Genomic DNA, 26,463 nt, shown 5'->3' on the forward strand with positions numbered 1-26,463 from the left:
GAGGACGCACTAATTGCTCAACGATGAGCAGCTTATTATCTTGCCCATTGACGTGCAAATAAGCCACTGGATGCCCGCCGAAGGAGAACCATGTACGAGTCCCGGCCTGCCCACGACACCGCGCGCCGCCCGCAGGGCGAACCGCCCGACCCCCCGCGGAGCGGAACTCCCCCACCCCGGGCCCGGCGCCCGGTCGCCGTCGCCGTCGGCTGCCTGCTCGCGGTGGTCCTCGTCCCCGTCGCGGTGGACCGCGTGGCGTGCGCGCGCACGGAGGACAGCACGGCGCGCGCCTTCCAGGACGCCATGAACACGACCCTGCCGCCGAAGGTTCGGGTGCACGGTTTACCCGTGCTGTCCCAGCTGGCCGCAGGAACCCTGCGGGACGTGGACCTCACCGCGCAGGACATACCGGCCGACGGCGAAACGCGCCCACTGCCCGTCTCCGAGCTCTCCCTGCACATGGAGGGACTGCGGAAGTCGGACGACGAGAACGAGGCAACCGCGCGCGAGGCCGAGGCGACCGCCTTCCTGTCGTACGCGGATGTGTCGAACGCCCTCGGCGTGAAGGTCGCCCGGGGCGATGGGCCCCGCCGGATCACCGCCCGTGTTCCCCTTCCCTTCGGCGACGAGGCCACCGCGACGGCCACGGTCTCGGCGCTCCCCGGCAACCGCGTCGGCTTCGGCGGCTTCCAGGTCACCGGCGGCGCGCTGCCCACCGTCGGAGAGGCCCTGCTGGACATGGCCTTCGAACAGCCGACCCCGCTACGGAACATCCCCGATGGTCTGCGGCTTCGCTCGGTCACGACCACGGCGAAGGGACTCAGGGCCCACTTCTCGGGCGAATCGGTCACCTTCCGCCCGGCCGGCCGCGCCTGACAGCGGCCGCGGAGCCGGTCCCGCCGCCCTTGCCGGGGAGGCTACGGCCCTGCTCGCCCACCCAGGGTCCCGTCAGGTTCCCCTGTCGACGGTGCCGGTCCGTCTCGTGATGCCCGTGGTGCTCGTGGTGCCTCACTCGCGGTGAGGTGTTCCAGCACCTCGACCAGTTCCTGGCAGGCCCGCTCCACCGAGCGCCGGGTGTTGCGCTGCTCGGTGATCACGGCGGAGAGGAGCAGGGCGGTCAGGGCCATGGTGCCGTTGAAGGCCTGCAGTTTGATCATCACCTCGGTCCGGTTCATCCCTTGGAAGGGACCGACCGCCTCCGTGGCGGCGACCGTGGCCGCCACGGACGTGAAGAGAGCGCAGAGCATGCTGCCGGCGAGCTGGAAGCGCAGGGCCGCCCAGATGAGCAGCGGGTAGACCAGGAACAGCACACTGATGGTGACGTGCGTGACCAGCAGCACCGCTGCGCAGGTGACGAGGGCGAGTCCGGTGGCCTCCGGCAACCGGGACATCTTCGGGGGCCATCGTGCGGTGTAGAGCAGCAGCAGGAGCGGGGTGACGATCAGGACACCCATCGCGTCGCCCACCCACCACGCCAGCCACACCGTCCAGAAGCCGTGGGTATGGAGCCGGTCTGTCAGCACGAGCATGCCGACACCCGTCGTGGCACTGATCAGCATGCCGGTCAGGGCGCCGAGGAAAACCAGGGCCAGGCCGTCCCGCAATCGGCCGAGATCGGTACGGAAGCCAACGTAGAGCAGCATGAGGCAGGCGCAGACGGGGGCGACCGTGTTGCCCGCCAGGATGCCGACCGTCTCGGGTCGGACCGTGGTGAGGTGCATGATGACGAACAGGGCACCGAGTGCGATGCCGAGCCAGACGCGCAGTCCGAAGATCAGCAGAGCGGCCACCGCGACGCCCGTCGGCGGCCAGATCGGGGTGACCACCGCCCCCTCGACGACCAGGTTCCGCACGAGTCCGAGCCGCCCCGCGGCGTAGTAGCAACCGGCGACGGCCAGCGTCTGGAGGGCGAAGACGCCGGTCCGGCGCAGATTCTCGGTACCCACCACACAAGCCATCAGACACCGCGGCGGCCGTTTCGGCGAGGCGGGCGCGGCGGCATGCCGCCCTACGGCTGAGCTTCGGACCCTTCGTGACCGAGGACCAGCACCGCGGCGTCGTCGTCGTGCCCCACCCGCTCCGCTCCCCGGATCACGGCGGCGGCGAGCGAGCCGGCGTCCATGCCCGCCACCGCGGCGATGCCGGCGAGCCGGACGACCTGGTCGAGACCCTGGTCGAGCTCCATGGACGGTCCCTCCACCACACCGTCCGTGAGCAGGACGACCACGCCGCCCGTGGTGAGCCGGTACCGGGTCACGGGGTAGACGGTGCCGGTCTGGATGCCGAGCGGCGGGCCGCCCTCGTCCTCGGCGACCCCGGACTTTCCGTCCGCCGTCGCCCACACGCAGGGGATGTGCCCGGCCCGGGCGCTCTCCAGCACGCCCGAGGCCGGATCGAGGCGTATGAAGGTGCAGGTGGCGAAGAGATCGGTACCGAGGGTCAGCAGGAGTTCGTTCGTCCGCGCGAGGAGCTCACCCGGCTCACTCGTCACGGAGGCCAGGGCGCGCAGACCGACGCGTACCTGGCCCATGAAGGCGGTGGCCTCGATGTTGTGGCCCTGGACGTCCCCGATGGACAGTCCGATACAGCCGTCCGGCAGGTGGAAGGCGTCGTACCAGTCGCCCCCCACGTTGAGGCCGTGGAAGGCCGGGACATAGCGCACTGCCAGGTGGTAGCCGGGCGCCGCGGGCATCTGTGCGGGCAGCATGTCGCGCTGCAGGGCGATGGCCAGTTCGACCCGGGAACGCTGCAGCTCCGCGTGCTCCCGCGCGAGGGAGGTCAGCGAACCGAGTCGGGCCAGCAGTTCGTCGCCGTGGTCCGCGGGGCGCTTGCGGGACATGGCCGCTCCGGATGATTTCCCGCCCTTTTCAGGGCACCAGCCCCCAAACGTCTCACATCGGATGATAGTGGCGCATCAGCACCACCCGGAACCTCAGCCCCGACCAAACGCGGCCAGGCCGGTCATGGGCGAGGAGGCCGCGCCTCGATCGCCGCGACACGTGCGGCCAGCTCGTCGTACATCGCTTCCAGTCTGGCCACCCGGACGGCGAGGTCCTCTCGGGGTGCGCCCGGCGGATGGTCGGGGCCGGGATCGAGGACGTACGTGTCCAGATAGTCGTCGTGCAGATGCAGATGCTCCGTCCTGCGCAATTCACGGATCGCGCGCCGAACGTGCTCTTCCGGCAATCCGTAGTGGCGGCGCACCTCGGCCAGGGTGGGCAGTACGTCGCCGGCTGCGAAGCGGCCTGCGGCCAGGCCGTCGCGGATGTGCCGGGCGAACTCGTCCCGCGCCCCGTCCACGTCGCTCCGCGTCGGTCCGGGCAGGCGGATCGTTTCCAGGTCGGACGGCCTGTCGTACTTCCTCTCCGGCATCGCTAACGCACTCGCCCTCGAGCCTTCAGCGGCACCGGCGGCAGCTCCGGCGCGGGCAGCGGCTCTCCGTCGTAGCCCTTCACCTCGCCGAACCGTGTGCCCTCCATCCAGTCCCGGCGGGCCTGTTCGATCTCCTGCTGGGAGCGGCCGATCCAGTTCCAGAACATGATGAGCTCCTCCTCGAACGGCTCGCCGCCCAGGAGCATCAGGCTCGCGTCCGACGCGGCGCGCAAGGGGAGTTCGGTGCGGCCGCAGCCGAGGTAGAGCATCGAACCGGGGAGGACCGGGACGCCGTCCACGTGGGCCTCGCCGGACATGGAGAGGACGGCGTACTCGAAGTCCGGCTCCAGGGGGAGGCGTACGTCCGCGCCGCATGCGAGGGAGAGGTCGGCGCCGATCAGAGGGGTGTACGTCGTGCCGGGGGAACTCGCGCCGTCCAGGTCGCCCAGGATCACGGTGGCCGACAGGCCGGGCGCGGTGACCACCGGGAGTTCCGCGTGGTGCTCGAAGCGGGGCTCCGTGTGGCGGTCGCGGTCGGGCAGGGCGACCCACAGTTGCGCGCCGTGCAGGAAGCGGGCGTGGGACCTCGGGCTCTCCTCGGAGTGGCTGATCGCCCGGCCCGAGGTCATCAGACCCAGTTCGCGGGGGCGGATCGTCTGCAGGCTGCCGGTCGAGTCGCGGTGCAGCACCTCGCCCTCGTGCAGCCAGCTCACCGTCTGCAGGCCCATGTGCGGGTGCGGGGGCACCTGCATGCCGGGCTCGTCGGCGATGTCGTCGGGGCCGTAGTGATCGACGAAGCACCAGGCGCCGACCATGCGGCGGCCCAGGTTGGGCAGGAGTCGGCGGACTTCCGATGACTCGCCGAGCTTGACCCTGCGCGGGCTGAGGAGTTCCCGTACGGGCTCCGCCACGACGAAGCCACGGCCGCCGCACACCGCGGGCACGGCCTCGCGATCAAGATTGCTCATGTCGCCCAAACTAGCCGCGCGGCGGCCCTCGCGTCAGTCCATCCCCCACGGCGGCCGGGGCGGCTCACCCGAAAATAGTAGCCATGTACATAGTAGCCATGTACTCTATCTGTCATGAGTTCGGCATCCGAGGGCGCGACGCCCGGTTTCCTGGTCTGGCGGCTGTCCATGAAGTGGCGGGTGGCGGTCGACCGCGCGGTGGCCCCGCTGGGCCTGACGCACGCTCAGTACGCCCTGGTGGCGTCGCTGTACGGCATGCACCGCACCGGACAGCGCCCCAGCCAGCGGCGCCTGGCCGATCACACCGGACTCGAACCGCTCTACGTCTCCAAGCTCGCCCGCTCCCTGGAGTCCGCCGGACTCCTGGAGCGCACCCGTGACCCGAGGGATCCGCGCGCCGTGCAGCTGGCGCTCACCGAGACGGGCCGCGAGGTGACCGGGCAGGCCGTCAAGGTCGTCCACGGCCTCCTCCAGCAACTGCTGGCGCCGCTCGGCGGCCTCGACAGCCCGCGCGCACGCGAGTTCGGCGCCGATCTGGCGACCCTGCTCGACGCACCACTCGATCCGTTCAGCGAGAACACCGAGCCACCCAAGGAGCAGTCATGACCACCACCGCCCCCGCCGTCGACAGCCGCGTGATCGGTCTGGCGCACTACGCCGCCCGCGCCGTACTGGAGAGCGTCCTCGCCGGCTACGGCCTCACCTTCCAGGAGCAGATCACCCTGCGGCTGGTCGTCGTCGCCGAGGCGCCCGTCACCCGCGAGGCGATCGTCGAGCAGGTCGTCGGATCGCTCAAGGTCGACGCCGACAGCGCGCGGTCCGTCATAGCGGGGCTGACCGAGAAGGGGCTGCTGGAGGACGACGGCGCCTCGGACTTGCGGGTCACCGACGCCGCCGCGGCACTGTTCGCAGAATCCGGCGCGGAGATCTCGAAGGTCGCCGCCCGTATCTACGCCGGCATCCCGGCGGAGGACCTGGCCGCGGCCGGACGGGTGCTGACCCTGGTCACCGAGCGGGCCAACGCCGAACTGGCCGCCCGGGCCGCATGACAGCACGAAGGCGGCGGACGGGACCCAGTGTCCCGTCCGCCGCCTCCCCGGCCCGCTACGCGGCCGTGCGCTTGCGGCGATGCGCGATCTCGCCGAGCACGACGTCCACGGCCAGGAACGCCAGCAGCGAGATCCCGAGCAGCGGCACGAAGTAGCCGACCACGGCCGCCACCACCGCCAACGGCACCAGGATCTGCGGCGGTACGTGCTGCCAGGCGCCGCGCGCGATCGGGCGGCCGAAGGCGGAGTCCCGGCCGCGCTGCCACCACATGCGGTAGCCCCAGACGATCAGCAGGACGAGGGAGAGCGCCAGCAGCATCAGGGCGATCTGGCTGACCAGGCCGAACAGAATGCCGGTGTGCAGGTCGATGCCCCAGCGGGTGAGCTTGGCGAGCACCGGGTAGTCGCTGAACCGCAGCACGTCGACGACCTGGCCGGAGCCGGGGTCCACGGCCACGGAGTCCTGCTTGGTCGGCCAGGAGCGCTGGATCTGCTTGACCACGTACGCCGATTCCGCGTCCGCGGGCGGCACGATCTCCACCGGGTCGCCGAGCCCCTTGGCCCGAGCCGCCGCGAGCACCTTGTCGAGGCCGACCCCGTGCGCCGCGTCCCCGGCGGCGGAGGAGGCGCCGTGTCCGGAGTGCTCGCCGCCCGCGCCCGCCGATATCGACGGGGTCGCTCCGCCGAGCGAGGTGCGCAACTCGTCGATGTTGGCACCGGCGTACTGCGACCAGGTCAGACCGGTCGCCGACAGGAAGAGGAACCCGGCGGCGGCCCAGGCGCCGACCGTGCCGTGCAGGCCGAGGGTGCGGCGGCGGCCGCTGGTGCCGCGCAGCTTGCGACGCGCCCGGCGCCGGGAGAACCAGAGCACCAGACCGCCGAGGGCGATCACCCACAGCCAGCTCGCGGCGAGTTCGCTGTAGAGGCGTCCGCTCTCCCCGAGGTGCAGATCGCGGTGGAACTCGTCGATCCAGGTGCGCAGCGGAAGGGCCCCGGTGGAGCCGTACTGTTCGAGCGAGCCGCGCACCTTCGCCGTGTACGGGTCGACGAACACGGCGAGGGTGTGCGTCTCGTCGACGCCCTCGACGCCGGACAGCAGCACCCTGGTGGTCGCGTCGTCCTCCGGCGAGGGCCGTACCGCGGAGACCGTGCCCTCCGGGTGGGCCTCGCGGGCCGCGGCGACCTGCTGGGAGATCGGCAGCTTCTCGTCGCCGACGGGGACGGTCATCTCGTGCGCGTACACGATCTTCTCGGCCGGGAACGCGGCGGCGTAGAGGAAGCCGGTCGCGGCGGCGACGAGCAGGAAGGGGGCGACGAGCACCCCGGCGTAGAAGTGCAGCCGCAGGACGAGCGGGCGCAGGGGTGCCCAGGTGCGGCGGGCCGGCGCCGGGGCGGCGTCGGTCTGTGAAGCCTCGTCCGGTCTGGTCGAGGGAGCGGTGGACATCGGCGGGCCTCTCCGGGGCTGGGGACGCTTGGGTGCGGTTGCGGTCCAGTAGTCGGGGCGAACGGCCCCGGAGTTCCCGGCATGTGAAGTGACCCGAGTCACACCCGGCGGGGGCGTGGCATCCTGACCCGATGGCATCACCGAACGACCACACGCCCCTGACCGACCTGGTCGAACAACTCCTCGCCACCGGCGGTCCGTTGCCGATCGTGGCGGCCGGCGATCCGGTGCTGCGCCGCCGGACCGAGCGCTACGACGGCCAGTTGTCCCCCGCCCTGCTGGCCCGCTTCGTCGAAGCGCTGCGGCTGACCATGCACGCGGCGCCGGGGGTGGGTCTGGCGGCACCACAGGTCGGCGTGCCGCTGCGGGTCGCGGTGATCGAGGATCCGGCGCCGGTTCCGGAGGAGGTACGGCTGGCGCGTGGCCGGGTGCCGCAGCCGTTCCGGGTGCTGGTGAACCCGTCGTACGAACCCGTCGGTTCCGTGCGTGCCGCCTTCTTCGAGGGCTGTCTGAGCGTGCCCGGCTACCAGGCTGTGGTGGCGCGGGCCGCCGAGGTGCGACTGAGGGGCGAGGACGAGCACGGGCGTGCCCTCGACGAGGTGTTCACGGGCTGGCCCGCCCGGATCGTGCAGCACGAGACCGACCATCTGGACGGGACGCTCTATCTGGACCGGGCCGAACCGCGCTCGCTGTCCGCCAACCCGGCGGTGGCTGAACGATGGGCGCAGCCTACGCCTCGGGAGGCGGCTCGAGCGCTCGGCTTCGACCTGCCGGACTAGGTGTTCCCAGGGCAGCGGACCACCATGACGGAGATCACCAGAACCCTGACTATCCGCGCCAACACGCAAGAGCGGCCCGGCTTTTCCCCTACCCCGCCACCAGCACGATGCCGCTGACCTCGTGCACCTGCCCCGGGTTGACCGGGTCGCCCACGGTGACCCGCCAGGCGCCGGGGGCGGGTAGGGCGAGGCGGGTGGAGTAGATGCCCTCGCCGCGGTTGCGCAGGGTCCGGCGCGCGCCCACCTCGCCGGTCTCGACGTCCACGGCCGTGGCGGACAGGACCAGCCGGTCGTCGTCGGCCACCGCCTGAACAGGACAGTCACCACCCTCGGCGACGTCGGGCAGGTCCACGCCCAACTCCTGCCCGCCGTCGAGGAACTGCCGTGGATCACGGGCGGTCAGCACGGCTTCGAGCTGGTTCAGCAGGGCCCGCTCGTTCTGCAGCGCCCCGTGCTTCTGGGCGAAGAAGCGGACGCTGGAGTCGTCCGTCAACTGCGCCGGGAAGCACGAGAAGCGCGGGACCGTACCGTCCCCGAGATGATCGGTGCCGTCGAGCTCCCGTCGGCCGGCCAGCACGTCGGACGCGAGCAGCGCGGACTGACGGGTGGGCTGCCGGCACCCGCCGAACACGTGCAGGGCGTACCCGTCACCGTCGGCCCGGTCCAACTCGTCGTGGAAACGCAGGGCTTCGGCCGCCGATCCCGCGTCCACCCCCGGCACCCGGGCACGGGCCGGATCCGACCGGGAGCCGTCACCGTCCACGACGCAACGCCACGTCGGCAGGAGTTGGTACAGCGAGGGCATCGACCGCGCCAGCCGGGTGAACGGCCCCGACATCCGACCCAGCCGCGGCGCCACCCCCTCGTGCAGCGAGACAAGGGCGTTGACCGATCCCCGATAGGGCGTCCCGACGGTGATCAGGCCGCGGGCGTGCGCGCTGCCGCCGAGGACGTCCAGGTAGTAGCGGGCGACGAGTCCGCCCATCGAGTGGGCCACGAACACCACCCGCGCCTCGGGATGGCCGCTCCGCCTGCGCCAGTCCTCCAGCGCGGGCTCCACCCGTTCCGCGAGCCGACGGGCCGTCAGCCGCACCGAGAGCCGCCAGTCGTACGGGAACGGCAGCAGGTTCCCGGACCGCGCGGACAGGCCCAACCGCCGTTCCAGGAAGGTCAGCAGGGTCTCGTAGCCGTCGATCGCCGAGACCCCGGGCAGGATGTGCAGGCCCTTGATCAGGCCCACGGCCTCGACACCGTCACCCGGATCCGAGTCCCCGAGGTCGGCGGGCAGCGCGAGCCGCCGTATCTCGTCGAGACCGCCCAGCGCGTGCCGTCCGGCGACCGCGAGGGTGTGGTTCCACACCTCGCGTCCGTCCCGCGCCAGGACACTGCCCATGATGCCCGGCAGCACCACGACCAGATCCGTCACCGCAGTGCCGCGCACCGTGTCCCCCCGGGGTTCAAATCGCCGTATTATGCGCCTGGTTGACAGCGCGCCACATGGTACGGCGTCGACGTCGGCCGGGTACGGAAGCGGGGGACCCACGGTGCGGTGGCGCGTATGACGGACGACGGTCGGTTCGTCCTGGTCGGAGTCGGCGACTACCGGAACGCGCGATGGCCGAGGCTGCGCCATGTTCCGGCCAGCGTGAACAAGCTGTTCAGGCTGTTCCGATCGCTGGGGTACGGGCACGACCTGCCCGAACTCACCGCGGGCGGAGACTGGGCGACGATCACCAACCGGCTCAGGGACTGGCAGGGTGACGGCACCCGGCTGGTGCTGTACTGGACGGGCCACGGCTGCGTCGACGCGGGCGAGCACTTTCTGATCACGTCCGACTCCCCCGGCAAGCGCCTGCACGACCTGCGGGCGATCACCGCGAGAAACCTGGCCCGCTTCCTCGCCCACCAGGACTTCCGCGAGGTCCTGATCCTCCTCGACTGCTGCGCGAGCGGCGTCGCGGCGTCCCGGGTCGCCGCCCAGATCTGCGAGGTGCTGGACCACACCAGCGCCTCGGGACCGGAGCGGCGGTACGCGGTGATCGCCTCCACCCGCGGTTACGACAGCGCCGAGGACGGGGTGTTCGCCGAGGCCCTGGAGCAGGTGGTGCGGCAGGGCCCCGAGGACCGTCGGTGGACCGAGCACGACGAGACGATCCGCTCCGACGAACTCGCCGACGTGATCAGCCGGATCCTGGCGGACCGCGACGCCGCGACCGCGTACGTCGCGCTCGGCGCGCCCGTGCCCGCGCTCCGCAACCCCCTGCATCCCTCGGCCACCGTGCCGGACGAGGACGTGGAGACCAAGCGGCTGCGCCGGTTGCGGGCGGTCGACGTGGACCGGCACCTGGTGCTCTCCGCCCGGGGGATCGAGGTCGGCGAGACCGGCTGGTACTTCTGCGGCCGACGGCGGCTGATGCGCCGGCTCATCGCGTGGCTGGCCGCGGCGGATCGGGGCCTGTTCGTCGTCACCGGCTCGCCCGGCACGGGGAAGTCCGCCCTGCTCGGCCGGATCGCCACGCTCTCGGTACCGGATCTGCGGACGGTGGCCGAGGCGGAGGGCGCGTTGAACGACACGCCCAACTCCGAGCTGCCGCCGCTCGGTTCGGTCGATCTCGCGCTGTCCTGCCGGAACAAGACACTGGACGACTGTCTGCGCGCGGTCGCCGACGCCCTGGACCTGCCCCTGCGGGGGGACGGTTGGCTCCGCGCGGCGCAAGTCGTCCGGGAGGTCGGTGAACTGGGCCGCCGGGTCACCGTCGTCCTCGACGGCCTGGACGAGGCCAAGCCGGCCGAGGCCGTGCCGATCGCCTCCGACCTGCTCCGGCCACTGGCCGGGCTGCCCGGCGTACGGGTGCTGGTCGGAACCCGCCCGCACCGGGCCGGCGGCGCCTCCGTCAGCGCCGACGCCGGTCCGCTGCTCCAGGCACTGGCCGCCGACGAGACGGCCGTACTCGACGACGAGCCGGAGACCCGGGCCGACCTCGCCGCGTACGCGTTACGGCGCCTGCACCGGGCCGAGCACTCGCCGTTGCGGAACCGGGAGGACCTCGCCCGCCACTGGGCCGAGCGGGTCGCCGACGCCAGCGACGGGATCTTCCTGTACGCGCGGGTCGCCAGCCGCGCCGTCCTCGACGCCCTCTCCCGCGCCGGCGCCACGGACCGGGATCTCCGGCTGGAAACGCTGCTCTCCAGCGGCCTGTCCGCCGTACTGGACGAGGAGTTCGCCCGCTCCCCCGACCCCGAACGCCTGCGCGACCTGCTGCGCCCACTGGCCTGGGCCGAGGGCGCGGGACTGCCCCGCCGGGACCTGTGGCCGGCCCTGGCCGGGGCGCTCTCCGGCCGAGGCCGCCGCTACCGGGACGAGGACGTCGCCTGGGTCCTGGAACACGCCGGATTCCACATCGTCGAGTCCGGTGAGTCGGGTCAGACGGTGTACCGGCTCTACCACCAGGCGTTGATCGACCACTTCCGCCGCACCTCACCGACGGACGCGCACACCCGGATCACCCGCGCCCTGCGCGCGACCGTCCCCGGGCGCGGCCCGGCCGCCTGGGAATCCGCCCACCCCTACCTGCGCCGCCATCTCGCGGCGCACGCCCTGGCCGCGGGACTGCTGCCCGAGGTGATGCGCGACGTCGGCTTCCTCACCTGTGCCGATCCCGCCCGTACGGAAGCCGCCGTGCGCTCCCTGCCGGAGCGGTTCAGCCTGCCGGTGGCCCGGCTGTACCTGCGGACCGCGCACCGGCTGGCCTCGCTCGCCCCCGCCGAGCGGCTGCGCACCCTGCACATGACAGCCGCGTTCGAGGAACCCACCGTCACGGCCTGGTTCCGAGGCCACGCCATCATGCCCGCGACGCTGGAGGCCGCGTCGGCACCCTCGGACGACTTCAGTGTCGTCCTGCGCGGGCACGCGGGCCCGGTGGTCGCCCTGGAGCCCGTCGACACCGGCGACGACCGGGAGTTGCTCGCCTCGGCGGGCGGGGACACGACCGTCCGGCTGTGGGAGCCCGACACGGGCGAGACCCGGATGGTGCTGACCGGCCCGGAGGCGACGGTGACGGCGCTCACCTCGCTCACCGACGCGCGGGGCCGTCGGCTGCTGGTCGCCGCGGCCGGCCGTGAATTGCACGTGTGGGACGTCGGCACCGGCGCCCCAGTAAGGGTGTTGCACGGGCACACGGACACCGTGCTGACCCTGACGACGGTCCAGGACACGCTCGTCTCCGCCGGAGAGGACCGCTCGTTACGGCTGTGGCGTACGGACGACTGGACCGCGACGGTCCTGACGGGTCATCTGGGCCCGGTGACCGCCGTGACGTCGGGACGCCTGCCCGATGGACGGCGTGTCCTGCTGTCCACGGGCGCCGACTGCACCGTGCGCCGCTGGCGCTTGGACGGAGCGGAGGGGCCCGAGGCGGCCGGAGTGTTGTACGGGCACACCGGGACGGTCTACGCCCTCGCGTGCCAGGAACCCGCCGACGGCCGGACGCTCGCGGTGTCGGGCGGGGAGGACGGAACCCTGCGGGTCTGGGACGTGGGGCGCCCGGCCCTGGTCCGGGTGCTGCCCGGGAAGGTGCGCGGGGTGCGCTCGCTGGCGTCCTTCACGGCCGCGGGCCGCAGCTTCGTGGCCGCCGCCGGAACGGGGTCCCGCATCACCGTCGTCGATCCGTCCACCGGAGCTCTGAGGCACACGGTCAGGAACCGTGTGGTGGCCACGACGGATCAGCTTCATTCCCGGGGCGCGCCGAGCCGGCAGGTGGTCGTCTCGTCCCTGCCCGAGGATCCGCAGCCGCTCGCGACGGGCGGCTCGTACGCACTCGCCCCGCTCACCGCGGGCAGCCGTTCCGGCCTGTTCGCCTCGGCCGGCTGGGACGGCACGGTACGGCTGTGGGACGCGCACCTCGGCGGGACGACCGACGCACCCGACTACGACGGCCTGCGCGCACGCCGTGTCGTCGCGCTGCAGCATCCTCCGCAGGGCCTGCCCTGGGCGCTGGCGGTGGCGGGGCGGGACGGCGGGGTGTGGCTGACCGGCCCCAACGGAGAGTTGCGGACCGCGCTGTGGCCCGCTCACCGCAAGGTCCGGACGCTGGCGGCGCTGACACCCCCCACCGGGCATCCGGTGGTGGCCCTGGTCGAGGAGGACCACCGGCACGTCCGCTTCGTCGACGTGGTGACGGCAGAGGAGTTCGGGGCGCCCGAAGGGCTGGTCCCCGCCGTCCTCACCGCGGACAGCGTGACAGACCTGCGCGCTTGCACGGTTCCGGGACGGCTGGCGGCTCTGCTCGTGCAGTACGAGCTGGGCGGGGCCCGCACCGTCCTGTGGCTGGGCCACAACGGGGCTCGGGTCACCACCCGGTTGGCGGCGGCGCGGACCGGCGTGCCGTTCGAGCACCGGACGGTCGCGGTGGACGACGAAGGGCTGATCTCGGTACACGGCACCGACGACCATGTCGTGGGCACCGTCCACCGGGAGTGCACGTCCGTGCCTCCCATCGCCGTGCGCACGTCTGTCGGTGCCTGGCAGCTCGCGCTCGTCAGCCGCTACGAGACGGGCGACTTCGAGGCCCGGCACGCCATCGAGATCTTCGACCTGGGGCCCGCCGACGCCAAGACGAGGCCGCGGGCCGAGCTCCTCCCGGGCCTCACCCTGAGCCATCTGGCGCGGCTGGAACGCCCCGAGCAGGACCTGATCGTCGCCGCTTGCTCGGATGACACCCTTCGCGTCTGGAACCCCACCCGCCCCGACCGCGCCCCCCTCACCGTCCCGCTGCCGGGCGCGGCCACCGATGTCTCCACGGCCGCGCCCGACCTCGTCTACGTCCTCGTCGAAGAGCACTGGTTGGCCCTCCGGCTGACCGGCGTCGGGCAACTGCTCACCGCATAGGGTCAGTTGTCCCGGTACGTCTCCAGCAGTCGCAGCCACACCTCGCTGATCGTCGGGTACGAGGGGACCGCGTGCCACAGGCGGCTGATCGGGACCTCGCCCGCGACCGCGATCGTGGCCGAGTGGATCAGTTCACCGACGCCGGGGCCGACGAAGGTGACGCCGAGGAGGATCTCGCGTTCCAGATCGACGACCATGCGGGCCCGGCCCCGGTAGCCCTCGCCGTAGAGGGAGGCGCCGGAGACGTGCGCGAGGTCGTAGTCGACCGCGCGGACCCGGTGGCCGGCCTGTTCGGCCTCCGCGAGGGAGAGGCCCACGGCCGCCGCCTCGGGATCGGTGAAGACGACCTGCGGGACGGCCGCGTGGTCGGCCGTCGCCGCGTGGGCACCCCAGGGGTCCGATTCCAGCGAGGGGGCACCGGAGGCGCGGGCGGCGATCGCCGCGCCCGCGATGCGGGCCTGGTACTTGCCCTGGTGGGTCAGCAGCGCTCGGTGGTTGACGTCGCCGACCGCGTAGAGCCAGTCGCTGCCGGTGACTCGCAGGCTGTCGTCGACCGGGAGCCAGGAGCCGGGCTCGATGCCGATGACGTCCAGGCCGATGTCGTCGGTGCGCGGGGCGCGGCCGGTGGCGAAGAGGATCTCGTCGGCCTCGATCCGGTCGCCTCCGGCGGTGACGACCACGACCGTGCCGTTCTCACGGGTGACGGACTCCACGGAGGTGCCGGTGCGCACGTCGGCGCCCGCCTCGGAGAGCGCCTCGGCGACCAGCTCCCCGGCGAACGGCTCCATGCGCGACAGCAGGCCCTTGCCCCGGACGAGGAGGGTGACCTGGGAGCCGAGGGCCTGCCAGGCGCAGGCCATCTCGGTGGCGACCACTCCTCCGCCGACCACGACCAGGCGACCCGGCGCCTCCTTGGCGCTGGTGGCCTCGCGGCTGGTCCAGGGCCTCACGTCGGCGAGGCCGGGCAGGTCGGGCAGGACGGCGCGGGTGCCGGTGCACACGGCGACGGCGTGCCGGGCGGTCAGGACCCGCTCACCGCCGTCGGCACCGGTCACGGTGACCGTGCGGGGGCCGGTGACACGGCCGTGGCCGCGGTAGAGGTCGGCGCCGACGCCCTCCAGCCAGCCGACCTGTCCGTCGTCCTTCCAGTGGGAGGTGTACTCGTCCCGGCGGGCGAGCACCTTGGCCGCGTCGAGGGGCCCCTGCACGGCCTCGGCGAGGCCGGGCAGGCGGCGGGCGTCGGACTGGGCGATGACCGGGCGCAGCAGGGCCTTGCTGGGCATGCACGCCCAGTACGAGCACTCCCCGCCGACCAGCTCGCTCTCCACGACCGCGGTGGAGAGTCCGGCCGCGCGGGTGCGGTCGGCCACGTTCTCCCCCACGGGCCCGGCTCCGAGCACTACGACGTCGTACGCGATGGATTCCGTTTCCGTCATGGGGTCAGTCTGGTGGGTGGTGTGCGCCGTGGCCACACGGGTACGTGCGCGGACGCGTGACTGTCCGCGCACGGAAATATCTGCCGGTCCGGCCGTGTTGTGGCCGACGGCTTCGCCCGACACCAGGAAGAGGGAACACGCCATGAGCAGCACCGTGGAGCTCACCAAGGAGAACTTCGACCAGACGGTCACGGAGAACGAGTTCGTCCTGATCGACTTCTGGGCGGCCTGGTGCGGCCCGTGCCGGCAGTTCGCCCCGGTCTACGAGAAGGCCGCGGAGGAGAACCCCGACCTCGTGTTCGGCAAGGTGGACACCGAGGCGCAGCCGGAGCTGGCCGCGGCCTTCGGTATCCAGTCCATCCCCACGCTGATGATCGTCCGGGACCAGGTCGCCGTGTTCGCGCAGCCGGGCGCCCTGCCCGAGGCCGCCCTGACGGACGTCATCGGCCAGGCCCGCAAGCTCGACATGGACGAGGTCCGCAAGGCCGTGGCCGCCCAGCAGGCACAGGCCGAGCAGGACGGCCAGTAGGCCACGGATCGAAGGCGTACGGGATCCCGGAGGGGTACGGGAGTCAGAAGGGGTACGGCGCCACGTCCCCGCGTACCGTCGTCCAGCGCAGGTCGGTGAAAGCGTCCAGGTTGGACTCGCCGCCGAAGCGTGCGCCGGTGCCCGAGGCGGCCGTACCGCCGAAGGGGGCGACCGCCTCGTCGTTCACGGTCTGGTCGTTGATGTGCACGATCCCGGTGGGGATGCGCTCGGCGAGGTCCAGGCCGCGGGCGGTGTCGCGGGTGACGATGCCGAGGGACAGTCCGTAGGGTCCCTGCGCCGCGAGTGCGGCGGCCTCCTCCGCGTCGCTGAAGGGGCGGACCGGCGCGACCGGTCCGAAGACCTCCTCCGCGTAGGCGGGGGTGTCGTCGGCGACGTCGGCGAGGACGGTGGGCCGGTAGAACAGCCGCTCATGCGTGCCGCCCGCGGCCAGCTTGGCGCCGTTCGCGGCGCTGGCCTCGACCAGGCCGTGCACCTTGTCCAGCTGGGTGCCGTCGATGAGCGGGCCGAGATGGACCTGGGCGCGGTGCGGGTCGCCGACGGCGAGCGAGTCGGCCTTGGCGGCCAGGCGCTCCACGTAGTCCGCGTACAGGGACCGGTGCACCAGGTGGCGGCCGGTCGTCATGCAGATCTGGCCCTGGTGGAAGAAGGACCCCCAGGCGGCGGTGGAGATCACCGCGTCGATGTCGGCGTCCTCCAGCACGACCAGGGCGGAGTTCCCGCCCAGCTCCAGGTGGGCCCGCTTGAGGTGGCGTCCGGCGGCCTCGCCGACCGCCCGGCCGGCGGCGGTGGAGCCGGTGAAGGAGACGACGGGCACCCGCGGGTCCTCGACCAGGGCGGCACCGGTCCTGGCGCCGCCGGGCAGGACGTGCAGCAGCCCGTCGGGCAGCCCGGCCTCGGCGAACACCGCGGCGAGAGCAAGGCCGCCGCAGACCGCGGTGCGCGGGTCCGGCTTGAGGATCACGGCGTTGCCGAGCGCGAGCGCGGGGGCGACGGAGCGGATGGACAGGATGAGCGGGGCGTTGAACGGGGAGATCACGCCGACCACGCCGACCGGGACGCGGCGGGTGTAGGACAGCCGGGGCGCCTCGCTGGGCAGGACGTGTCCGGCCGGGCGGGAGGCGAGGGCGGCGGCCTCGTAGCACTCCTGGGCGGCGACGTGCAGCTCGAAGTCGGCCTTGCCGGGGACGGAGCCGGACTCCCGCACCAGCCATTCCCGCAGTTCGTCGGCGTGGGCGGTGAACAGGTCGCCGGCCCGGCGCAGGACCCCGGCGCGCACGAAGTGCGGCAGGCGGCCCCACTCGGCCTGCGCCGCCCGGGCGGCCTCGGCGGCCGGTGCCACGTCCTCGGCGGCGGCGAGGGTGACCGTGCCGAGCGGGTCGCCGGTGGCGGGCTCGGTGACGGTGTGCTCGCCGCCCTTGAGGGGGCGGGGCTGCCAGGACTTGGGGTCGAGCAACGGCATGACGGCTCTCCGTTCGGTCACCGCGGGACTCAGTCCGGGAGGGGAAGTCCCGTGTAGTTCGCCGCCAGTTCGGCGGCCGCGTGGCGGGATGCGGTGATCCGGCGCAGACGTGCGAGCTGCATCCGCTGATCGAACGCATCCCCGTCTGGTTGAGCATGCAACATCTTAGTCATGTCATAGGAGAAGCGCGTGGCCTGCCACACGCGGGCGAGACACGCTTCCGAGTATCTGTCGATCAGTTGTGTCGCGCCTGTGGAGCGCCAGGCGGTGAGGGCACGCGCCATGATCCGGACGTCGGACACGGCGAGGTTGAGGCCCTTGGCCCCGGTCGGCGGGACGATGTGGGCGGCGTCCCCGGCGAGCAGCAGTCGGCCGTGCCGCATCGGCTCGTGGACGTAACTGCGCATCTCGGTAACGGACTTGACGGTGATCGGACCGCGCGCCAGGGTCCAGTCGCCGTCGATCGCGAAGCGGGCGGCGAGTTCGTCCCAGACGCGGTCGTCGGGCCAGTCGGCGGGGTCGGTGCCGACCGGGACCTGGAGGTAGAGCCGGGAGACGGACGGCGAGCGCATGCTGTGCAGGGCGAAGCCGCGCTCACCGCGTGCGTAGATCAACTCCTCACAGGACGGCGGTACTTCGGCGAGGATCCCGAGCCAGGCGTAGGGGTGGTCGTGCGCGTAGGTCCGGCGGGCGGCGGCGGGGATCGCTGCGCGGGAGACGCCGTGGAAGCCGTCGCAGCCGGCGACCCAGTCGCAGGTCAGGGTCTCTTCCCGGCCTTCGTGCCGGAACCGCACGACGGGCCGCTCGCTCTCGGCGCCCTCGACGGCGAGCGCCTCCGCCTCGAACAACACCGGTGGCCCGTCGGCCAGGTGAAGGGTGATCAGGTCCCGCACGATCTCGGTCTGGGCGTAGATGGTGACGGTGCGGCCACCGGTGAGGGCCGGGAAGTCGATGCGGTGCCGCTCGCGCTCGTAGCGCAGCTCGATGCCCTGGTGGACCATACCCTCGGCGTGCAGCCGGTCGGCGGCGTCGGCCTGTCGCAGGGTGTCGACCGTGCCCTGCTCGAGCATGCCCGCACGCTGGCGGTGCTCGACGTACTCGCGGGTCCGGCTCTCCAGGACGACGCAGCCGATCCCCGCGCGGTGCAGCAGGCGGGCGAGGAGCAGCCCGGCGGGGCCGCCGCCGATGATGCCGACGGTCGTGCGCATGGAGTGCCTCCCGTGCGTCAGCTGGAGTCGCGGTGCACCACCGATGCTCCCAGTACTTTGTGCGTCTCGGGCGCCGCGGCGGGGTCGCGCACCGCCCGGTCGACCAGTTCGGCGAGGTCGCGGCCGGACGGCAGCTCGATGTGGACGGTGCTGAGCCGCGGCCTGAGGAGCCGACCGAGCATCAGGTCGTCGGCGCCGATGACGGCCGTATCCGCGGGGACGGCGACGCCCTCGTCCTGCAGGGCCCTCATCAGCAGCATCGCGTATTCGTCGTTGTAGGCGAACACGGCGTCCAGGCCCAGTTCCCGCCAGCGTGCGGCGAGCCGGGCGGCGGCCTCCTCGTCGTAGCCGAGCGGCAGCTCCGTGACGGTGGCGTCGGTGCCGGCCAGGGCGCGGCGCGCCCCGGCGAGTCGAGGCCCGGAGAAGGCCTCCAGGCCCTCCTCGGCGGGTACGACCACGCCGATCCGGCGCCTGCCGCGCTCGTAGAGGTGGCGCCCCGCGCTGTGGCCGACCGCCGTGTGGTCCATCTGGAGGGCGTGGGCGCCCTCGACGCACTCGGGGCCGATGGTGACCACGGCCCGGGCGCCGGAGCGCTTCAGCACCGTCACGCCCTGCGGGCCGAGTCCGGCGCCGGGGACCAGGACGGCGACGGGACGCAGCTCGGCCCAGGCGCGGGCGGCCTCGTCGCCGTGCAGGCCGACGCTGCCGTACTGGACGACGGTGTAGTCGAGGCGGCCGAGGGCGGACTGCAGGTCGCTGATGAACTGGCTGTAGAGGGGGCCGACCGGGAAGGCCGGGGCGGGCATCAGGACCATCCGGCTGTGGCCGGCGCGCAGGCTGCGGGCGGCGGCGTGCGGGACGTAGCCCAGTTCCTTGGCGGCCTCGTGGACGCGGCGCCGGGTGGGCTCGCTGATCCGTACGGCGCTGGTGTTGTTGAGCACGTAGGAGACGGTTGCGCGCGAGACTCCGGCCAGGCGGGCCACATCGGCGCTCGTGGGCACGGAGCGCGGTGCGGGAGACGCGGACGCGGACGTATTCGGTATCTGCACCATGACGCACGGCATCCTTGCAGACCCTGACAACCGGCGTCCGCGCGGGGCTCAACAGCCGGGCGCGGCCCCCGTGATCCGGTCGACCAGATCCAGCCAGCCCGCCTCGACCCGGTCGTGCTGCATGCCGCACACCTTGCTGCGGTAGTGGACCATCGACGGCTCCAGATAGGCCATCAGGGTCAGGGCGAGCAGTTCGCAGTCCGCGTCCGGGACGATCTGGCGCAGCAGGATCAGGACGTGGCCGCGCAGGAAGCGGCGGGCGGCGTGGGAGTAGCGGCGCTCGGGGCCGGGGTCGGCGGCCAGCTGCAGCTCCAGTTCGTCGGCGGAGCGGCGCAGCTGGACACGGCCGAACTCCCTCAGCCGCTCCACGGGCGGTGCGCCTGGCCCGAGCGGCGCGGGGCCGGTGATGACCGCCGCCTGGAACTTCCGCTCGGAGTGGTCGAGCAGGGCCGTGAGCAGGCCCGTGCGGTCGCCGAAGCGGCGGAAGACCGTCCCCTTGCCGACCTCGGCCGCCGCGGCCACGGCCTCCATGGTGACCCCGGCCGCACCGTGCTCCGCGACCAGCCGGGCGGCGGCCTCCAGCAGCCGGGCCCGGTTGCGGGCGGCGTCCGCGCGCAGGCAGGGCTCGTCCTCCGGCGCGCCCAGCTGCAGCAACTCGGGCTCGTCGACGGGTACCTGAGGCAGCGGGAAGGGCGGCAGGGACGCGGACATGAAGCCAGCGTAAAGCATCGGGAATGAAACTGGACCGCGGTCCGCTTAGGATGCTAGAAAGTTAACCGGACCCCGGTCCGGTTACCCGACCCCCCTGCTTGACCTCTTGGAGTTCGCATGTCTGTTCGCATCCTCGCGCTTGTCGGCAGCCTCCGTGCCGGTTCGCACAACCGCCAGCTCGCCGAGGCGGCCGTCAGGCTCGCCCCCGAGGGCGCCCAGGTCGAGCTCTTCGAGGGCCTGGCCGAGATCCCCTTCTACAACGAGGACATCGACGTCGAGGGCAACGTCCCGGCCCCGGCCGCCAAGCTGCGCGCCGCCGCGCAGTCCGCCGACGCCTTCCTCTTCTTCTCCCCCGAGTACAACGGCACCATCCCGGCCGTACTGAAGAACGCCATCGACTGGCTGTCCCGCCCGTACGGCGCCGGCGCCTTCGGCGGCAAGCCGGTGGCCGTGGTCGGCACCGCCTTCGGCCAGTACGGCGGCGTGTGGGCGCAGGACGAGACCCGCAAGGCCGTGGGCATCGCGGGCGGCAAGGTCCTGGAGGACGTCAAGCTCTCCATCCCCGGCTCCGTGACCCGCTTCGCCGAGACCCACCCGGCCGACGACGCCGAGGTCGCGGCGCAGCTGACGGAGGTCATCGCGCGCGTGCACGGCCACGCGGGCGAGACCGTGGCAGCCTGAGGCGCATCGCCCGGCACACCGAAGCGGGGCGGGACCACACGGTTCCCGCCCCGCTTCTCGCGTGTCAGGCCACCGCCGCCGTCGCCAGCTCCCGCAGCTCCGCCAGGGCCGCCGCCACCGCCGGGCGGGTGCGGCAGCCGCTGCGGGTGGCGGTGAGGATCTTGCGGTGCGGGTCGCCGGCGCAGCGGACCCTGGTGATCGCCAGATCCGGGGGCAGCCGGGCGAGGCGGGGGACGAGGGCCACCCCCAGGCCGTGGGCGACGAGGTGGGCGGTGACGTTCCAGTCCATCGCGTGATGCGTCACGTCCGGGCTGAATCCGGCCGCCCCGCACGCCGACATGACGTGCGGCCGGCAGGGACTGTCCGGCACCGGCGCGATCCAGTCCTCGTGCGCCGCCTCGGCAAGGTCGACATGGCCTTGCGCGGCCAGCCGGTGGCCGTCGGGGACGACGAGGTCGTACGGATCGTCCAGCAGCGGCCGCTGGTCGAAGCGGGTGTCGCTCAGCGGCGGGTGGTACGGGGTCACCTCCACCACGGCCAGGTCGGTCTCCCCCTCGAAGAGCAGGTCGAAGCTCTCCGGCACCCTCGTCTCCTGGATCCTTACGGTCAGCCGGGGATGCCGCTCCCTGAGCCGTACGGCCATCGGCGCGAGCAGCACCGACACCGCCGTCGGGAAGCCGCTGACCCGTATCTGTCCGGCCGGGGCGCTGTACTCGGCCCGCAGATCGAACTCGGCCTCCTCCCAGCGGGCCTGGATGGCGTCGGCGTGGGTCAGCAGACTCTCCGCGGCCGGGGTGAGCCGTACCCCTCGTCCCTGCGGTTCCAGCAGGTCGACGCCCAGGTCGCGGGCGAGCTGCCGGATCTGCTGGGAGGCGGCGGAGGGAGTGAAGTGCAGGGCGCGGGCGGCCGCGGTGACCGTGCCGTAGTGGGCGACCGCCCTCAGGACGTGGAGTCGGCGCAGGTCAATCATGAAGCCCACGCTTCAAGGTGTCGTACGGAAAGTCAACCTGGACGTGTACGGAGCCGGGGCCGCACCCTGGGCAGTGAACCGACCGAGCCGTAGGAGGAGTTGCCATGACCCGCACCACCGGTACCGTCTGCCCGCACTGCGGCTGGCCCGACGGCGCCAAGCCCTTCCAAGTGGTGTCCCGCCACAGCACCGCCGCGGGCCGCACGATATGGACCCGCTGCGGCTGCGGCTCGCTCCAGGTCCGGATCGTGGACGACGGCGGGGTACGGATCGTCTCGCGCAGCCGCCCGCCGGAGACCGCGGAGGTCGGGCCGAGGGGTCGCTGAGCCCACGGGCCCGCTCGGCGCGGCCCGGCCCTCGGCACCCGCCTGCCCGGCCGGCCTGCCCGTCGGCCTTCCGGCGTCACTCAGTCAAGAGCCGCCAGTCGCTCGACCGCCGGGGCCGCGAAGTCCTCGATGAACGCGGCCGGTTCCTCGGTCGCCGGGCCGAGGATCACGGTGTCGATGCCGAGTTCGGCGTACCCCGTGATCTCGCGGGTGAAGGTGTCGAGGTCGCCGTCGTTCGCCGCGTCCCCGGCGTAGAGGACGGTCCGGCGGATGTCGTCGTAGTCCCTGCCCTCGGTGTCGCAGTGGCGGCGCAGCACGTCCAGTTTGTGCGCGACCTCCTCCGGGGTGGAGGCGAAGAGGTTGCAGGCGTCCGCGTGCCGGGCGACCAGGCGGAGGGTCTTCTTCTCTCCCCCGCCGCCGATCATGATCTCCGGGTGCGGGGCGCTGACCGGGGCCGGGACGCACAGGGTCTCCGCGAGCCGGTAGTGGCGGCCCTCGAAGGGCCCGTTGTTCTCCGGGTCCCACATCTGGCGGCAGATCCGCAGGGTCTCGTCCAGCCGCTCGAAGCGCTCGGCGACCGGCGGGAACTCCACGCCCAGGCCCCGGTGTTCGCGGTCGTACCAGGCCGCCCCGATCCCGAGCGCGGCCCGTCCGCCGGAGAGCACGTCGAGCGAGGTGACGATCTTGGCCAGCAGCCCCGGGTGGCGGTACGTCACCCCGGTGACCAGCGCGCCGAGCCGGACGGTGGAGGTGTGGCCGGCGAGATAGCCGAGCGTCGTGTAGGCCTCCAGCATCGGGGCCTCGGCACCGCCGTTGAACTCCATCTGGAAGTAGTGGTCCATCACCGACAGCCAGCTCAGCCCGGCCTCCTCGGCGGCCCGGCCCGCCGCCGCGAGCTCCGGACCCGGCGCGGAACCGCCGCCGGGGTGACCGAACCGGTTGATGTGCACGCCCACCTGCATGTCCTGCTCCGTTCACCCGGACCGTCCCCGTCGCCGGTGACGCTAGTTCTTCGAGCGCGCTAGAAGTCAAGCGGCCGCACCCCCAGGCCACTTGCTCGTTGAAAACCGTTCAAACAGAGGACCGATTCCGGTCAACTCTGCCAGGGTGGGCGGATGCAGACCCTTTACCGCAGACTGCTCCAGTTGATGCCGCGCCTGGGGGTGCGGGTGACGGACCTGGCCCCGGGCACGGCGCTGCTCTCCCGGCGCGGGAACTACCAGGTGACCGGCGCCGGCAAGGACGCCTGGTTCGTCCAGCGCGGCGGCTTGAAGAGCGTCCCGCTGGGCGAGAGCGGCGCCCGGCTCGTCCTCGGCAGGACATCCGCGAAGGACGAGCGCAAGCTCCAGATGGCGGCGGCCGAATACCTGGGCACCCAGCATGTCGCCGCGATGCTCGAGCTGTACGGCGTGAACTGCGTCCTGGACGTCGGCGCCAACCGCGGCCAGTACGCCAAGCGGCTGCGCCGACACGGCTACCGGGGCCGGATCGTCTCCTTCGAACCGACGCGGGAGGCCTACGACCGGCTGAGCGACGCGGCCGCGAACGATCCCGACTGGCGGGTGCACCACTGCGGTCTGGGCCGCGAGGACACCACCGCCGAGATCCACGTCGGCTGGAACACCATGAACTCCCTGCTCCCGGCCAGCGACTACGGCCGCGACCGTTACAAGCGCTTCCACACCACCCGCACCGAGGAGATCCGCGTCCGGCGCCTGGACGCCGTACTGGACGAGGCCCTCGACGGCCTGTCCGATCCGCGTCCCTTCCTGAAGATGGACACCCAGGGCTACGACCTGGAGGTGTTCGCCGGGGCCGGGGAGCGGATCGCCGACTTCGTGGGTCTGCAGTCGGAGGTCGCCGTGCTGCGGCTGTACGAGGGCAGCCCGGCGATGAGCGAGGCACTCGCCACGTACGAGGACGGCGGCTTCGAGATCACCGGCATGTACCCGGTGACGAGGGAGGCGGCCACCGGGCGGGTGGTGGAGTTCGACGTCGTGATGATGCGCGCGAAGGCGGCGCCGCCGACCCCCTGACAGCGCGGGTCACCGTTGTCGCATCCGGGGGTCCTCGGTGGGGTCGGCGTACATGGCCGGGCAGCCCTGCCCGGTCGCCTCCGGACGCAGTTCGTAGTGCCAGGGTTCGTTGCGGTAGATCGGGCAGAGGCCGTACTCGGCGCCGTGCTCGGACAGCCATTCCGCGGCGTCGGAGGGCCCGATGTCGACCGCGTCCCCGGACACGTGGGGAGAGGTCTCCGCGGTGGCCACCCAGCGGGCGGCCTCCTCTTGCGAGCCGTACTTCGAGACCGCCGCGCGCAGCAGCTTCTCCTGGTACTCCGGGGAACGCCAGCCGCTGTTGACGACGAACCCGACGTCGTCGTCCGAGGCGTCGGTCGCGGCCCGGCGCAGGGCGGTGAGCAGTCCGGGGTCGAGGTTGGCCACGGCCGGGATGCCGTCGTCGAAGACGGTCACGTCGTCGGGGACGGAACCGTCCTCGCCCAGTGCGGGACGGCCGGTTCCCGGTGAAGCCGACGAGGAGGGGGGCGGGGTCGAGGCGGACTGCGGCGACTGGCAACCGAGGACACCGGCGAGGGTCGCGACGACCAGGGTCGTGGGCAGAGCCGCTCGGCTGCGACGGGTGCCCGTTCGTACTGTTTCGCTGCGATTCATGCCCGCAGTCAAGGCGGCGCGGTGTTGCGGGCCTGTATGCGGTTTTCGATATGCCGACGATATGTCCCGGCTCGTAGCCTCGAAGCATGCGAGTGTTGATCGTCGAGGACGAGCCCTACCTGGCGGAAGCCATCCGCGACGGCCTGCGCCTGCAGGCCATCGCGGCGGACCTGGCGGGCGACGGCGACACCGCTCTGGAACTGCTGGGCGTCAACGCCTACGACATCGCCGTCCTCGACCGGGACATCCCCGGGCCCAGCGGTGACGAGATCGCCAAGACCATCGTCGCCTCGGGAAGCGGCATGCCGATCCTCATGCTCACCGCCGCCGACCGGCTCGACGACAAGGTCACCGGGTTCGAGCTGGGCGCCGACGACTACCTCACGAAACCGTTCGAGCTCCAGGAACTCGTGCTCCGGCTCAGAGCCCTCGACCGCAGACGGGCGCACAGCAGGCCGCCGGTACGGGAGATCGCGGGTCTGCGGCTGGACCCGTTCCGCCGCGAGGTCTACCGCGACGGTGCCTATGTCGCGCTGACCCGCAAGCAGTTCGCGGTGCTCGAGGTCCTCGTCGCCGCCGAGGGCGGTGTCGTCAGCGCCGAGGAGCTGCTGGAGCGGGCCTGGGACGAGAACGCGGACCCGTTCACCAACGCCGTACGCATCACGGTCTCGGCGCTGCGCAAGCGGCTCGGCGAGCCGTGGATCATCGCCACCGTGCCCGGCGCCGGGTACCGCATCGACGCGCGTCCGGACGCCGGTCCCGAGGGAGCGGAGCGTGGATAGGCGGCCCGGGTTGAGCGTCCGGATCAAACTCACCCTCAGCTACGCGGGATTCCTCATGGTCGCGGGCGCTCTGCTGCTCGCGGCGGTGTGGCTGTTCCTCCTGCGGTACGTCCCCGACCGCGCCATGCTCTACAACCCCGACGCCAAGCCCCCCGGCGACGTCTTCCCCGTCCGGTCCGCGCTGCTGAACGTGTTCGCGCCACGGGCGGTCGCGGTACTGGCGTTCCTCCTGGTGTTCGGTCTGGTCGGCGGGTGGATCCTCGCCGGGCGCATGCTCGCCCCGCTGACCCGCATCACGGACGCCACCCGCAGGGCCACCGGCGGATCCCTCTCCCACCGCATCCAACTGCCCGGCCGCAGCGACGAGTTCCGCGAACTGGCCGACGCCTTCGACACGATGCTCGCCCGGCTCGAATCACATGTGGCCGAACAGCGCAGGTTCGCGGCCAACGCCTCGCACGAGCTGCGCACCCCGCTGGCGATCTCGCAGGCGCTTCTCGACCTGGCCCGCAGCGATCCGGCACAGGACCTCGGAGAGATCGTCGACCGGCTGCACGCCGTCAACGCGCGGGCGATCGACCTCACGGAGGCGCTGCTCGTGCTCAGCCGCGCCGACCAGCGGTCCTTCACCCGGGAACCGGTCGACCTGTCCCTGCTCGCGGAAGAGGCCACCGAGACCCTGCTCCCGCTGGCCGAGAAGCGCGGTGTCACCGTCGAGACCTCCGGTGATCTCGCCCTGGCCCTCGGCTCGCAGCCGCTCCTGCTGCAACTGACGACGAACCTCGTCCACAACGCGATCGTGCACAACCTGCCCGGGCGGGGCTCGGTGCGGGTGGAGACCGGCACCGAACCCGGGATCGTGACGCTCACGGTCGAGAACAGCGGCGAGAAGCTCGCCCCGGAGCTGGTCGCGACCCTCACCGAGCCGTTCCGGCGCGGCACCGAACGCATCCACGGCGACCAGTCGGGCGTCGGCCTCGGTCTGGCCATCGTCAAGCGGATCGCCGAGGTGCACGACGGCACCCTCACCATCGCTCCGCGCCCGGCGGGCGGACTGCGCATCGGCGTACGACTGCCCGCCTCGACAGCGCCTTTCACCCAGAGGACGTCTGATCAGTGA

General features: G+C 72.4%; 25 protein-coding genes and 2 pseudogenes. 12 read left to right on the forward strand and 15 right to left on the reverse strand.

The features are described from left to right. Positions 1–90: 90 nt before the first annotated feature. Complete coding sequence (locus ACWDRW_RS30120; RefSeq protein ID WP_451728293.1) at positions 91–876, forward strand: LmeA family phospholipid-binding protein; 786 nt, start codon at positions 91–93, stop codon at positions 874–876. Positions 877–917: 41 nt separating this feature from the next. Here the strand turns inward: ACWDRW_RS30120 and ACWDRW_RS30125 are convergent, their stop codons facing one another. From ACWDRW_RS30125 to ACWDRW_RS30140, 4 genes are all read right to left on the reverse strand, one after another. Beyond that, the gene (locus tag ACWDRW_RS30125; protein WP_451728295.1) at positions 918–1,958 is read right to left on the reverse strand and encodes an MASE1 domain-containing protein; all 1,041 of its coding nucleotides are present in this window, start codon (positions 1,956–1,958) and stop codon (positions 918–920) included. 50 nt (positions 1,959–2,008) lie between these two features. Then, complete coding sequence (locus ACWDRW_RS30130; RefSeq protein WP_451728298.1) at positions 2,009–2,839, reverse strand: PP2C family protein-serine/threonine phosphatase; 831 nt, start codon at positions 2,837–2,839, stop codon at positions 2,009–2,011. A 122-nt stretch (positions 2,840–2,961) separates the two neighbouring features. Beyond that, a complete protein-coding gene (locus ACWDRW_RS30135; RefSeq protein WP_451728301.1) occupies positions 2,962–3,372 on the reverse strand; it encodes a GntR family transcriptional regulator in 411 nt (136 codons plus the stop codon). A 2-nt stretch (positions 3,373–3,374) separates the two neighbouring features. Then, entirely contained in the window at positions 3,375–4,340 is a 966-nt protein-coding gene (locus tag ACWDRW_RS30140; protein WP_451728303.1) for a pirin family protein, read from the reverse strand. A 114-nt stretch (positions 4,341–4,454) separates the two neighbouring features. Here ACWDRW_RS30140 and ACWDRW_RS30145 point away from each other — a divergent pair, with 114 nt between their 5' ends. Together ACWDRW_RS30145 and ACWDRW_RS30150 are read left to right on the forward strand one after the other, a co-directional pair. Further along, the gene (locus ACWDRW_RS30145) at positions 4,455–4,946 is read left to right on the forward strand and encodes a MarR family winged helix-turn-helix transcriptional regulator (protein ID WP_451728306.1); all 492 of its coding nucleotides are present in this window, start codon (positions 4,455–4,457) and stop codon (positions 4,944–4,946) included. Next, entirely contained in the window at positions 4,943–5,389 is a 447-nt protein-coding gene (locus ACWDRW_RS30150) for a MarR family transcriptional regulator (RefSeq protein ID WP_451728308.1), read from the forward strand. The genes ACWDRW_RS30145 and ACWDRW_RS30150 overlap by 4 nt, the downstream gene beginning before the upstream one ends. Positions 5,390–5,444: 55 nt before the next feature. On the opposite strand, the gene ACWDRW_RS30155 is transcribed toward ACWDRW_RS30150, so the two are convergent. Beyond that, positions 5,445–6,833, reverse strand: a complete 1,389-nt coding sequence (locus ACWDRW_RS30155; protein ID WP_451728311.1) for a PepSY-associated TM helix domain-containing protein — start codon at positions 6,831–6,833, stop codon at positions 5,445–5,447. Positions 6,834–6,964: 131 nt separating this feature from the next. Here ACWDRW_RS30155 and ACWDRW_RS30160 point away from each other — a divergent pair, with 131 nt between their 5' ends. Continuing rightward, a complete protein-coding gene (locus ACWDRW_RS30160; protein ID WP_451728313.1) occupies positions 6,965–7,612 on the forward strand; it encodes a peptide deformylase in 648 nt (215 codons plus the stop codon). 88 nt (positions 7,613–7,700) lie between these two features. Here the strand turns inward: ACWDRW_RS30160 and ACWDRW_RS30165 are convergent, their stop codons facing one another. Further along, complete coding sequence (locus ACWDRW_RS30165; protein ID WP_451728316.1) at positions 7,701–9,053, reverse strand: lipase/acyltransferase domain-containing protein; 1,353 nt, start codon at positions 9,051–9,053, stop codon at positions 7,701–7,703. A gap of 117 nt (positions 9,054–9,170) precedes the next feature. Between ACWDRW_RS30165 and ACWDRW_RS30170 the strand changes: the two genes are divergently transcribed. Continuing rightward, the gene (locus ACWDRW_RS30170; RefSeq protein ID WP_451728319.1) at positions 9,171–13,499 is read left to right on the forward strand and encodes a hypothetical protein; all 4,329 of its coding nucleotides are present in this window, start codon (positions 9,171–9,173) and stop codon (positions 13,497–13,499) included. Between the two features lie 2 nt (positions 13,500–13,501). On the opposite strand, the gene ACWDRW_RS30175 is transcribed toward ACWDRW_RS30170, so the two are convergent. Continuing rightward, positions 13,502–14,935 carry a dihydrolipoyl dehydrogenase family protein gene (locus tag ACWDRW_RS30175; protein WP_451728322.1) on the reverse strand — a complete coding sequence of 478 codons (1,434 nt, stop codon included), beginning with the start codon at positions 14,933–14,935 and terminating at the stop codon, positions 13,502–13,504. A 142-nt stretch (positions 14,936–15,077) separates the two neighbouring features. Between ACWDRW_RS30175 and trxA the strand changes: the two genes are divergently transcribed. Then, entirely contained in the window at positions 15,078–15,464 is a 387-nt protein-coding gene (trxA, locus tag ACWDRW_RS30180) for a thioredoxin (RefSeq protein WP_451728325.1), read from the forward strand. A gap of 43 nt (positions 15,465–15,507) precedes the next feature. Here the strand turns inward: trxA and ACWDRW_RS30185 are convergent, their stop codons facing one another. The 4 genes from ACWDRW_RS30185 to ACWDRW_RS30200 are packed head-to-tail and all read right to left on the reverse strand — an operon-like array spanning position 15,508 to position 19,378. Then, the gene (locus ACWDRW_RS30185) at positions 15,508–16,944 is read right to left on the reverse strand and encodes an aldehyde dehydrogenase family protein (RefSeq protein ID WP_451728328.1); all 1,437 of its coding nucleotides are present in this window, start codon (positions 16,942–16,944) and stop codon (positions 15,508–15,510) included. A gap of 29 nt (positions 16,945–16,973) precedes the next feature. Next, entirely contained in the window at positions 16,974–18,152 is a 1,179-nt protein-coding gene (locus ACWDRW_RS30190; RefSeq protein WP_451728330.1) for a 4-hydroxybenzoate 3-monooxygenase, read from the reverse strand. A gap of 17 nt (positions 18,153–18,169) precedes the next feature. Further along, positions 18,170–19,204 carry a LacI family DNA-binding transcriptional regulator gene (locus ACWDRW_RS30195; protein WP_451728333.1) on the reverse strand — a complete coding sequence of 345 codons (1,035 nt, stop codon included), beginning with the start codon at positions 19,202–19,204 and terminating at the stop codon, positions 18,170–18,172. A 48-nt stretch (positions 19,205–19,252) separates the two neighbouring features. Next, the gene (locus tag ACWDRW_RS30200) at positions 19,253–19,378 is read right to left on the reverse strand and encodes a hypothetical protein (RefSeq protein WP_451728336.1); all 126 of its coding nucleotides are present in this window, start codon (positions 19,376–19,378) and stop codon (positions 19,253–19,255) included. 11 nt (positions 19,379–19,389) lie between these two features. Between ACWDRW_RS30200 and ACWDRW_RS30205 the strand changes: the two are divergent. Then, positions 19,390–19,501: pseudogene (locus tag ACWDRW_RS30205) on the forward strand (PH domain-containing protein); the annotation flags it as partial. Positions 19,502–19,660: 159 nt separating this feature from the next. On the opposite strand, the pseudogene ACWDRW_RS30210 reads toward ACWDRW_RS30205, so the two are convergent. Next, positions 19,661–19,933 (reverse strand): annotated as a pseudogene (locus ACWDRW_RS30210) (TetR family transcriptional regulator); the annotation flags it as partial. 99 nt (positions 19,934–20,032) lie between these two features. Here ACWDRW_RS30210 and ACWDRW_RS30215 point away from each other — a divergent pair. Further along, entirely contained in the window at positions 20,033–20,596 is a 564-nt protein-coding gene (locus ACWDRW_RS30215; protein ID WP_451728338.1) for an NAD(P)H-dependent oxidoreductase, read from the forward strand. A 64-nt stretch (positions 20,597–20,660) separates the two neighbouring features. On the opposite strand, the gene ACWDRW_RS30220 is transcribed toward ACWDRW_RS30215, so the two are convergent. Further along, positions 20,661–21,566, reverse strand: a complete 906-nt coding sequence (locus ACWDRW_RS30220; RefSeq protein ID WP_451728378.1) for a LysR family transcriptional regulator — start codon at positions 21,564–21,566, stop codon at positions 20,661–20,663. A gap of 104 nt (positions 21,567–21,670) precedes the next feature. Between ACWDRW_RS30220 and ACWDRW_RS30225 the strand changes: the two genes are divergently transcribed. Further along, a complete protein-coding gene (locus ACWDRW_RS30225) occupies positions 21,671–21,892 on the forward strand; it encodes a hypothetical protein (RefSeq protein WP_451728340.1) in 222 nt (73 codons plus the stop codon). Positions 21,893–21,972: 80 nt separating this feature from the next. Here ACWDRW_RS30225 and ACWDRW_RS30230 read toward each other — a convergent pair whose 3' ends face one another. Then, entirely contained in the window at positions 21,973–22,854 is an 882-nt protein-coding gene (locus ACWDRW_RS30230; protein ID WP_451728342.1) for an LLM class F420-dependent oxidoreductase, read from the reverse strand. A gap of 153 nt (positions 22,855–23,007) precedes the next feature. On the opposite strand from ACWDRW_RS30230, the gene ACWDRW_RS30235 reads away from it, so the two are divergent. Continuing rightward, positions 23,008–23,928 (forward strand): FkbM family methyltransferase, encoded by a 921-nt coding sequence (locus tag ACWDRW_RS30235; RefSeq protein ID WP_451728344.1) that lies wholly within the window; start codon positions 23,008–23,010, stop codon positions 23,926–23,928. 9 nt (positions 23,929–23,937) lie between these two features. Here ACWDRW_RS30235 and ACWDRW_RS30240 read toward each other — a convergent pair whose 3' ends face one another. Further along, positions 23,938–24,561, reverse strand: a complete 624-nt coding sequence (locus ACWDRW_RS30240; RefSeq protein WP_451728347.1) for a M15 family metallopeptidase — start codon at positions 24,559–24,561, stop codon at positions 23,938–23,940. Between the two features lie 86 nt (positions 24,562–24,647). On the opposite strand from ACWDRW_RS30240, the gene ACWDRW_RS30245 reads away from it, so the two are divergent. Then, on the forward strand, positions 24,648–25,343 hold the full coding sequence (locus ACWDRW_RS30245) for a response regulator transcription factor (RefSeq protein ID WP_451728350.1): 696 nt from the start codon (positions 24,648–24,650) through the stop codon (positions 25,341–25,343). Then, a complete protein-coding gene (locus ACWDRW_RS30250) occupies positions 25,336–26,463 on the forward strand; it encodes a sensor histidine kinase (protein WP_451728353.1) in 1,128 nt (375 codons plus the stop codon). Before ACWDRW_RS30245 ends, ACWDRW_RS30250 begins: the two co-directional genes overlap by 8 nt.

The sequence above is a fragment of the Streptomyces sp. NPDC003635 genome (assembly GCF_053587635.1).

What these genes read in the sequence shown, in the direction of transcription:
- ACWDRW_RS30120 (WP_451728293.1), top strand. Translation starts at nt 91, where the DNA reads ATGTACGAGTCCCGGCCTGCCCACGACACCGCGCGCCGCCCGCAGGGC.
- ACWDRW_RS30125 (WP_451728295.1), bottom strand. Translation starts at nt 1,958, where the DNA reads ATGGCTTGTGTGGTGGGTACCGAGAATCTGCGCCGGACCGGCGTCTTC.
- ACWDRW_RS30130 (WP_451728298.1), bottom strand. Translation starts at nt 2,839, where the DNA reads ATGTCCCGCAAGCGCCCCGCGGACCACGGCGACGAACTGCTGGCCCGA.
- ACWDRW_RS30135 (WP_451728301.1), bottom strand. Translation starts at nt 3,372, where the DNA reads ATGCCGGAGAGGAAGTACGACAGGCCGTCCGACCTGGAAACGATCCGC.
- ACWDRW_RS30140 (WP_451728303.1), bottom strand. Translation starts at nt 4,340, where the DNA reads ATGAGCAATCTTGATCGCGAGGCCGTGCCCGCGGTGTGCGGCGGCCGT.
- ACWDRW_RS30145 (WP_451728306.1), top strand. Translation starts at nt 4,455, where the DNA reads ATGAGTTCGGCATCCGAGGGCGCGACGCCCGGTTTCCTGGTCTGGCGG.
- ACWDRW_RS30150 (WP_451728308.1), top strand. Translation starts at nt 4,943, where the DNA reads ATGACCACCACCGCCCCCGCCGTCGACAGCCGCGTGATCGGTCTGGCG.
- ACWDRW_RS30155 (WP_451728311.1), bottom strand. Translation starts at nt 6,833, where the DNA reads ATGTCCACCGCTCCCTCGACCAGACCGGACGAGGCTTCACAGACCGAC.
- ACWDRW_RS30160 (WP_451728313.1), top strand. Translation starts at nt 6,965, where the DNA reads ATGGCATCACCGAACGACCACACGCCCCTGACCGACCTGGTCGAACAA.
- ACWDRW_RS30170 (WP_451728319.1), top strand. Translation starts at nt 9,171, where the DNA reads ATGACGGACGACGGTCGGTTCGTCCTGGTCGGAGTCGGCGACTACCGG.
- ACWDRW_RS30175 (WP_451728322.1), bottom strand. Translation starts at nt 14,935, where the DNA reads ATGACGGAAACGGAATCCATCGCGTACGACGTCGTAGTGCTCGGAGCC.
- trxA (WP_451728325.1), top strand. Translation starts at nt 15,078, where the DNA reads ATGAGCAGCACCGTGGAGCTCACCAAGGAGAACTTCGACCAGACGGTC.
- ACWDRW_RS30185 (WP_451728328.1), bottom strand. Translation starts at nt 16,944, where the DNA reads ATGCCGTTGCTCGACCCCAAGTCCTGGCAGCCCCGCCCCCTCAAGGGC.
- ACWDRW_RS30190 (WP_451728330.1), bottom strand. Translation starts at nt 18,152, where the DNA reads ATGCGCACGACCGTCGGCATCATCGGCGGCGGCCCCGCCGGGCTGCTC.
- ACWDRW_RS30195 (WP_451728333.1), bottom strand. Translation starts at nt 19,204, where the DNA reads ATGGTGCAGATACCGAATACGTCCGCGTCCGCGTCTCCCGCACCGCGC.
- ACWDRW_RS30200 (WP_451728336.1), bottom strand. Translation starts at nt 19,378, where the DNA reads ATGGCCTATCTGGAGCCGTCGATGGTCCACTACCGCAGCAAGGTGTGC.
- ACWDRW_RS30215 (WP_451728338.1), top strand. Translation starts at nt 20,033, where the DNA reads ATGTCTGTTCGCATCCTCGCGCTTGTCGGCAGCCTCCGTGCCGGTTCG.
- ACWDRW_RS30220 (WP_451728378.1), bottom strand. Translation starts at nt 21,566, where the DNA reads ATGATTGACCTGCGCCGACTCCACGTCCTGAGGGCGGTCGCCCACTAC.
- ACWDRW_RS30225 (WP_451728340.1), top strand. Translation starts at nt 21,671, where the DNA reads ATGACCCGCACCACCGGTACCGTCTGCCCGCACTGCGGCTGGCCCGAC.
- ACWDRW_RS30230 (WP_451728342.1), bottom strand. Translation starts at nt 22,854, where the DNA reads ATGCAGGTGGGCGTGCACATCAACCGGTTCGGTCACCCCGGCGGCGGT.
- ACWDRW_RS30235 (WP_451728344.1), top strand. Translation starts at nt 23,008, where the DNA reads ATGCAGACCCTTTACCGCAGACTGCTCCAGTTGATGCCGCGCCTGGGG.
- ACWDRW_RS30240 (WP_451728347.1), bottom strand. Translation starts at nt 24,561, where the DNA reads ATGAATCGCAGCGAAACAGTACGAACGGGCACCCGTCGCAGCCGAGCG.
- ACWDRW_RS30245 (WP_451728350.1), top strand. Translation starts at nt 24,648, where the DNA reads ATGCGAGTGTTGATCGTCGAGGACGAGCCCTACCTGGCGGAAGCCATC.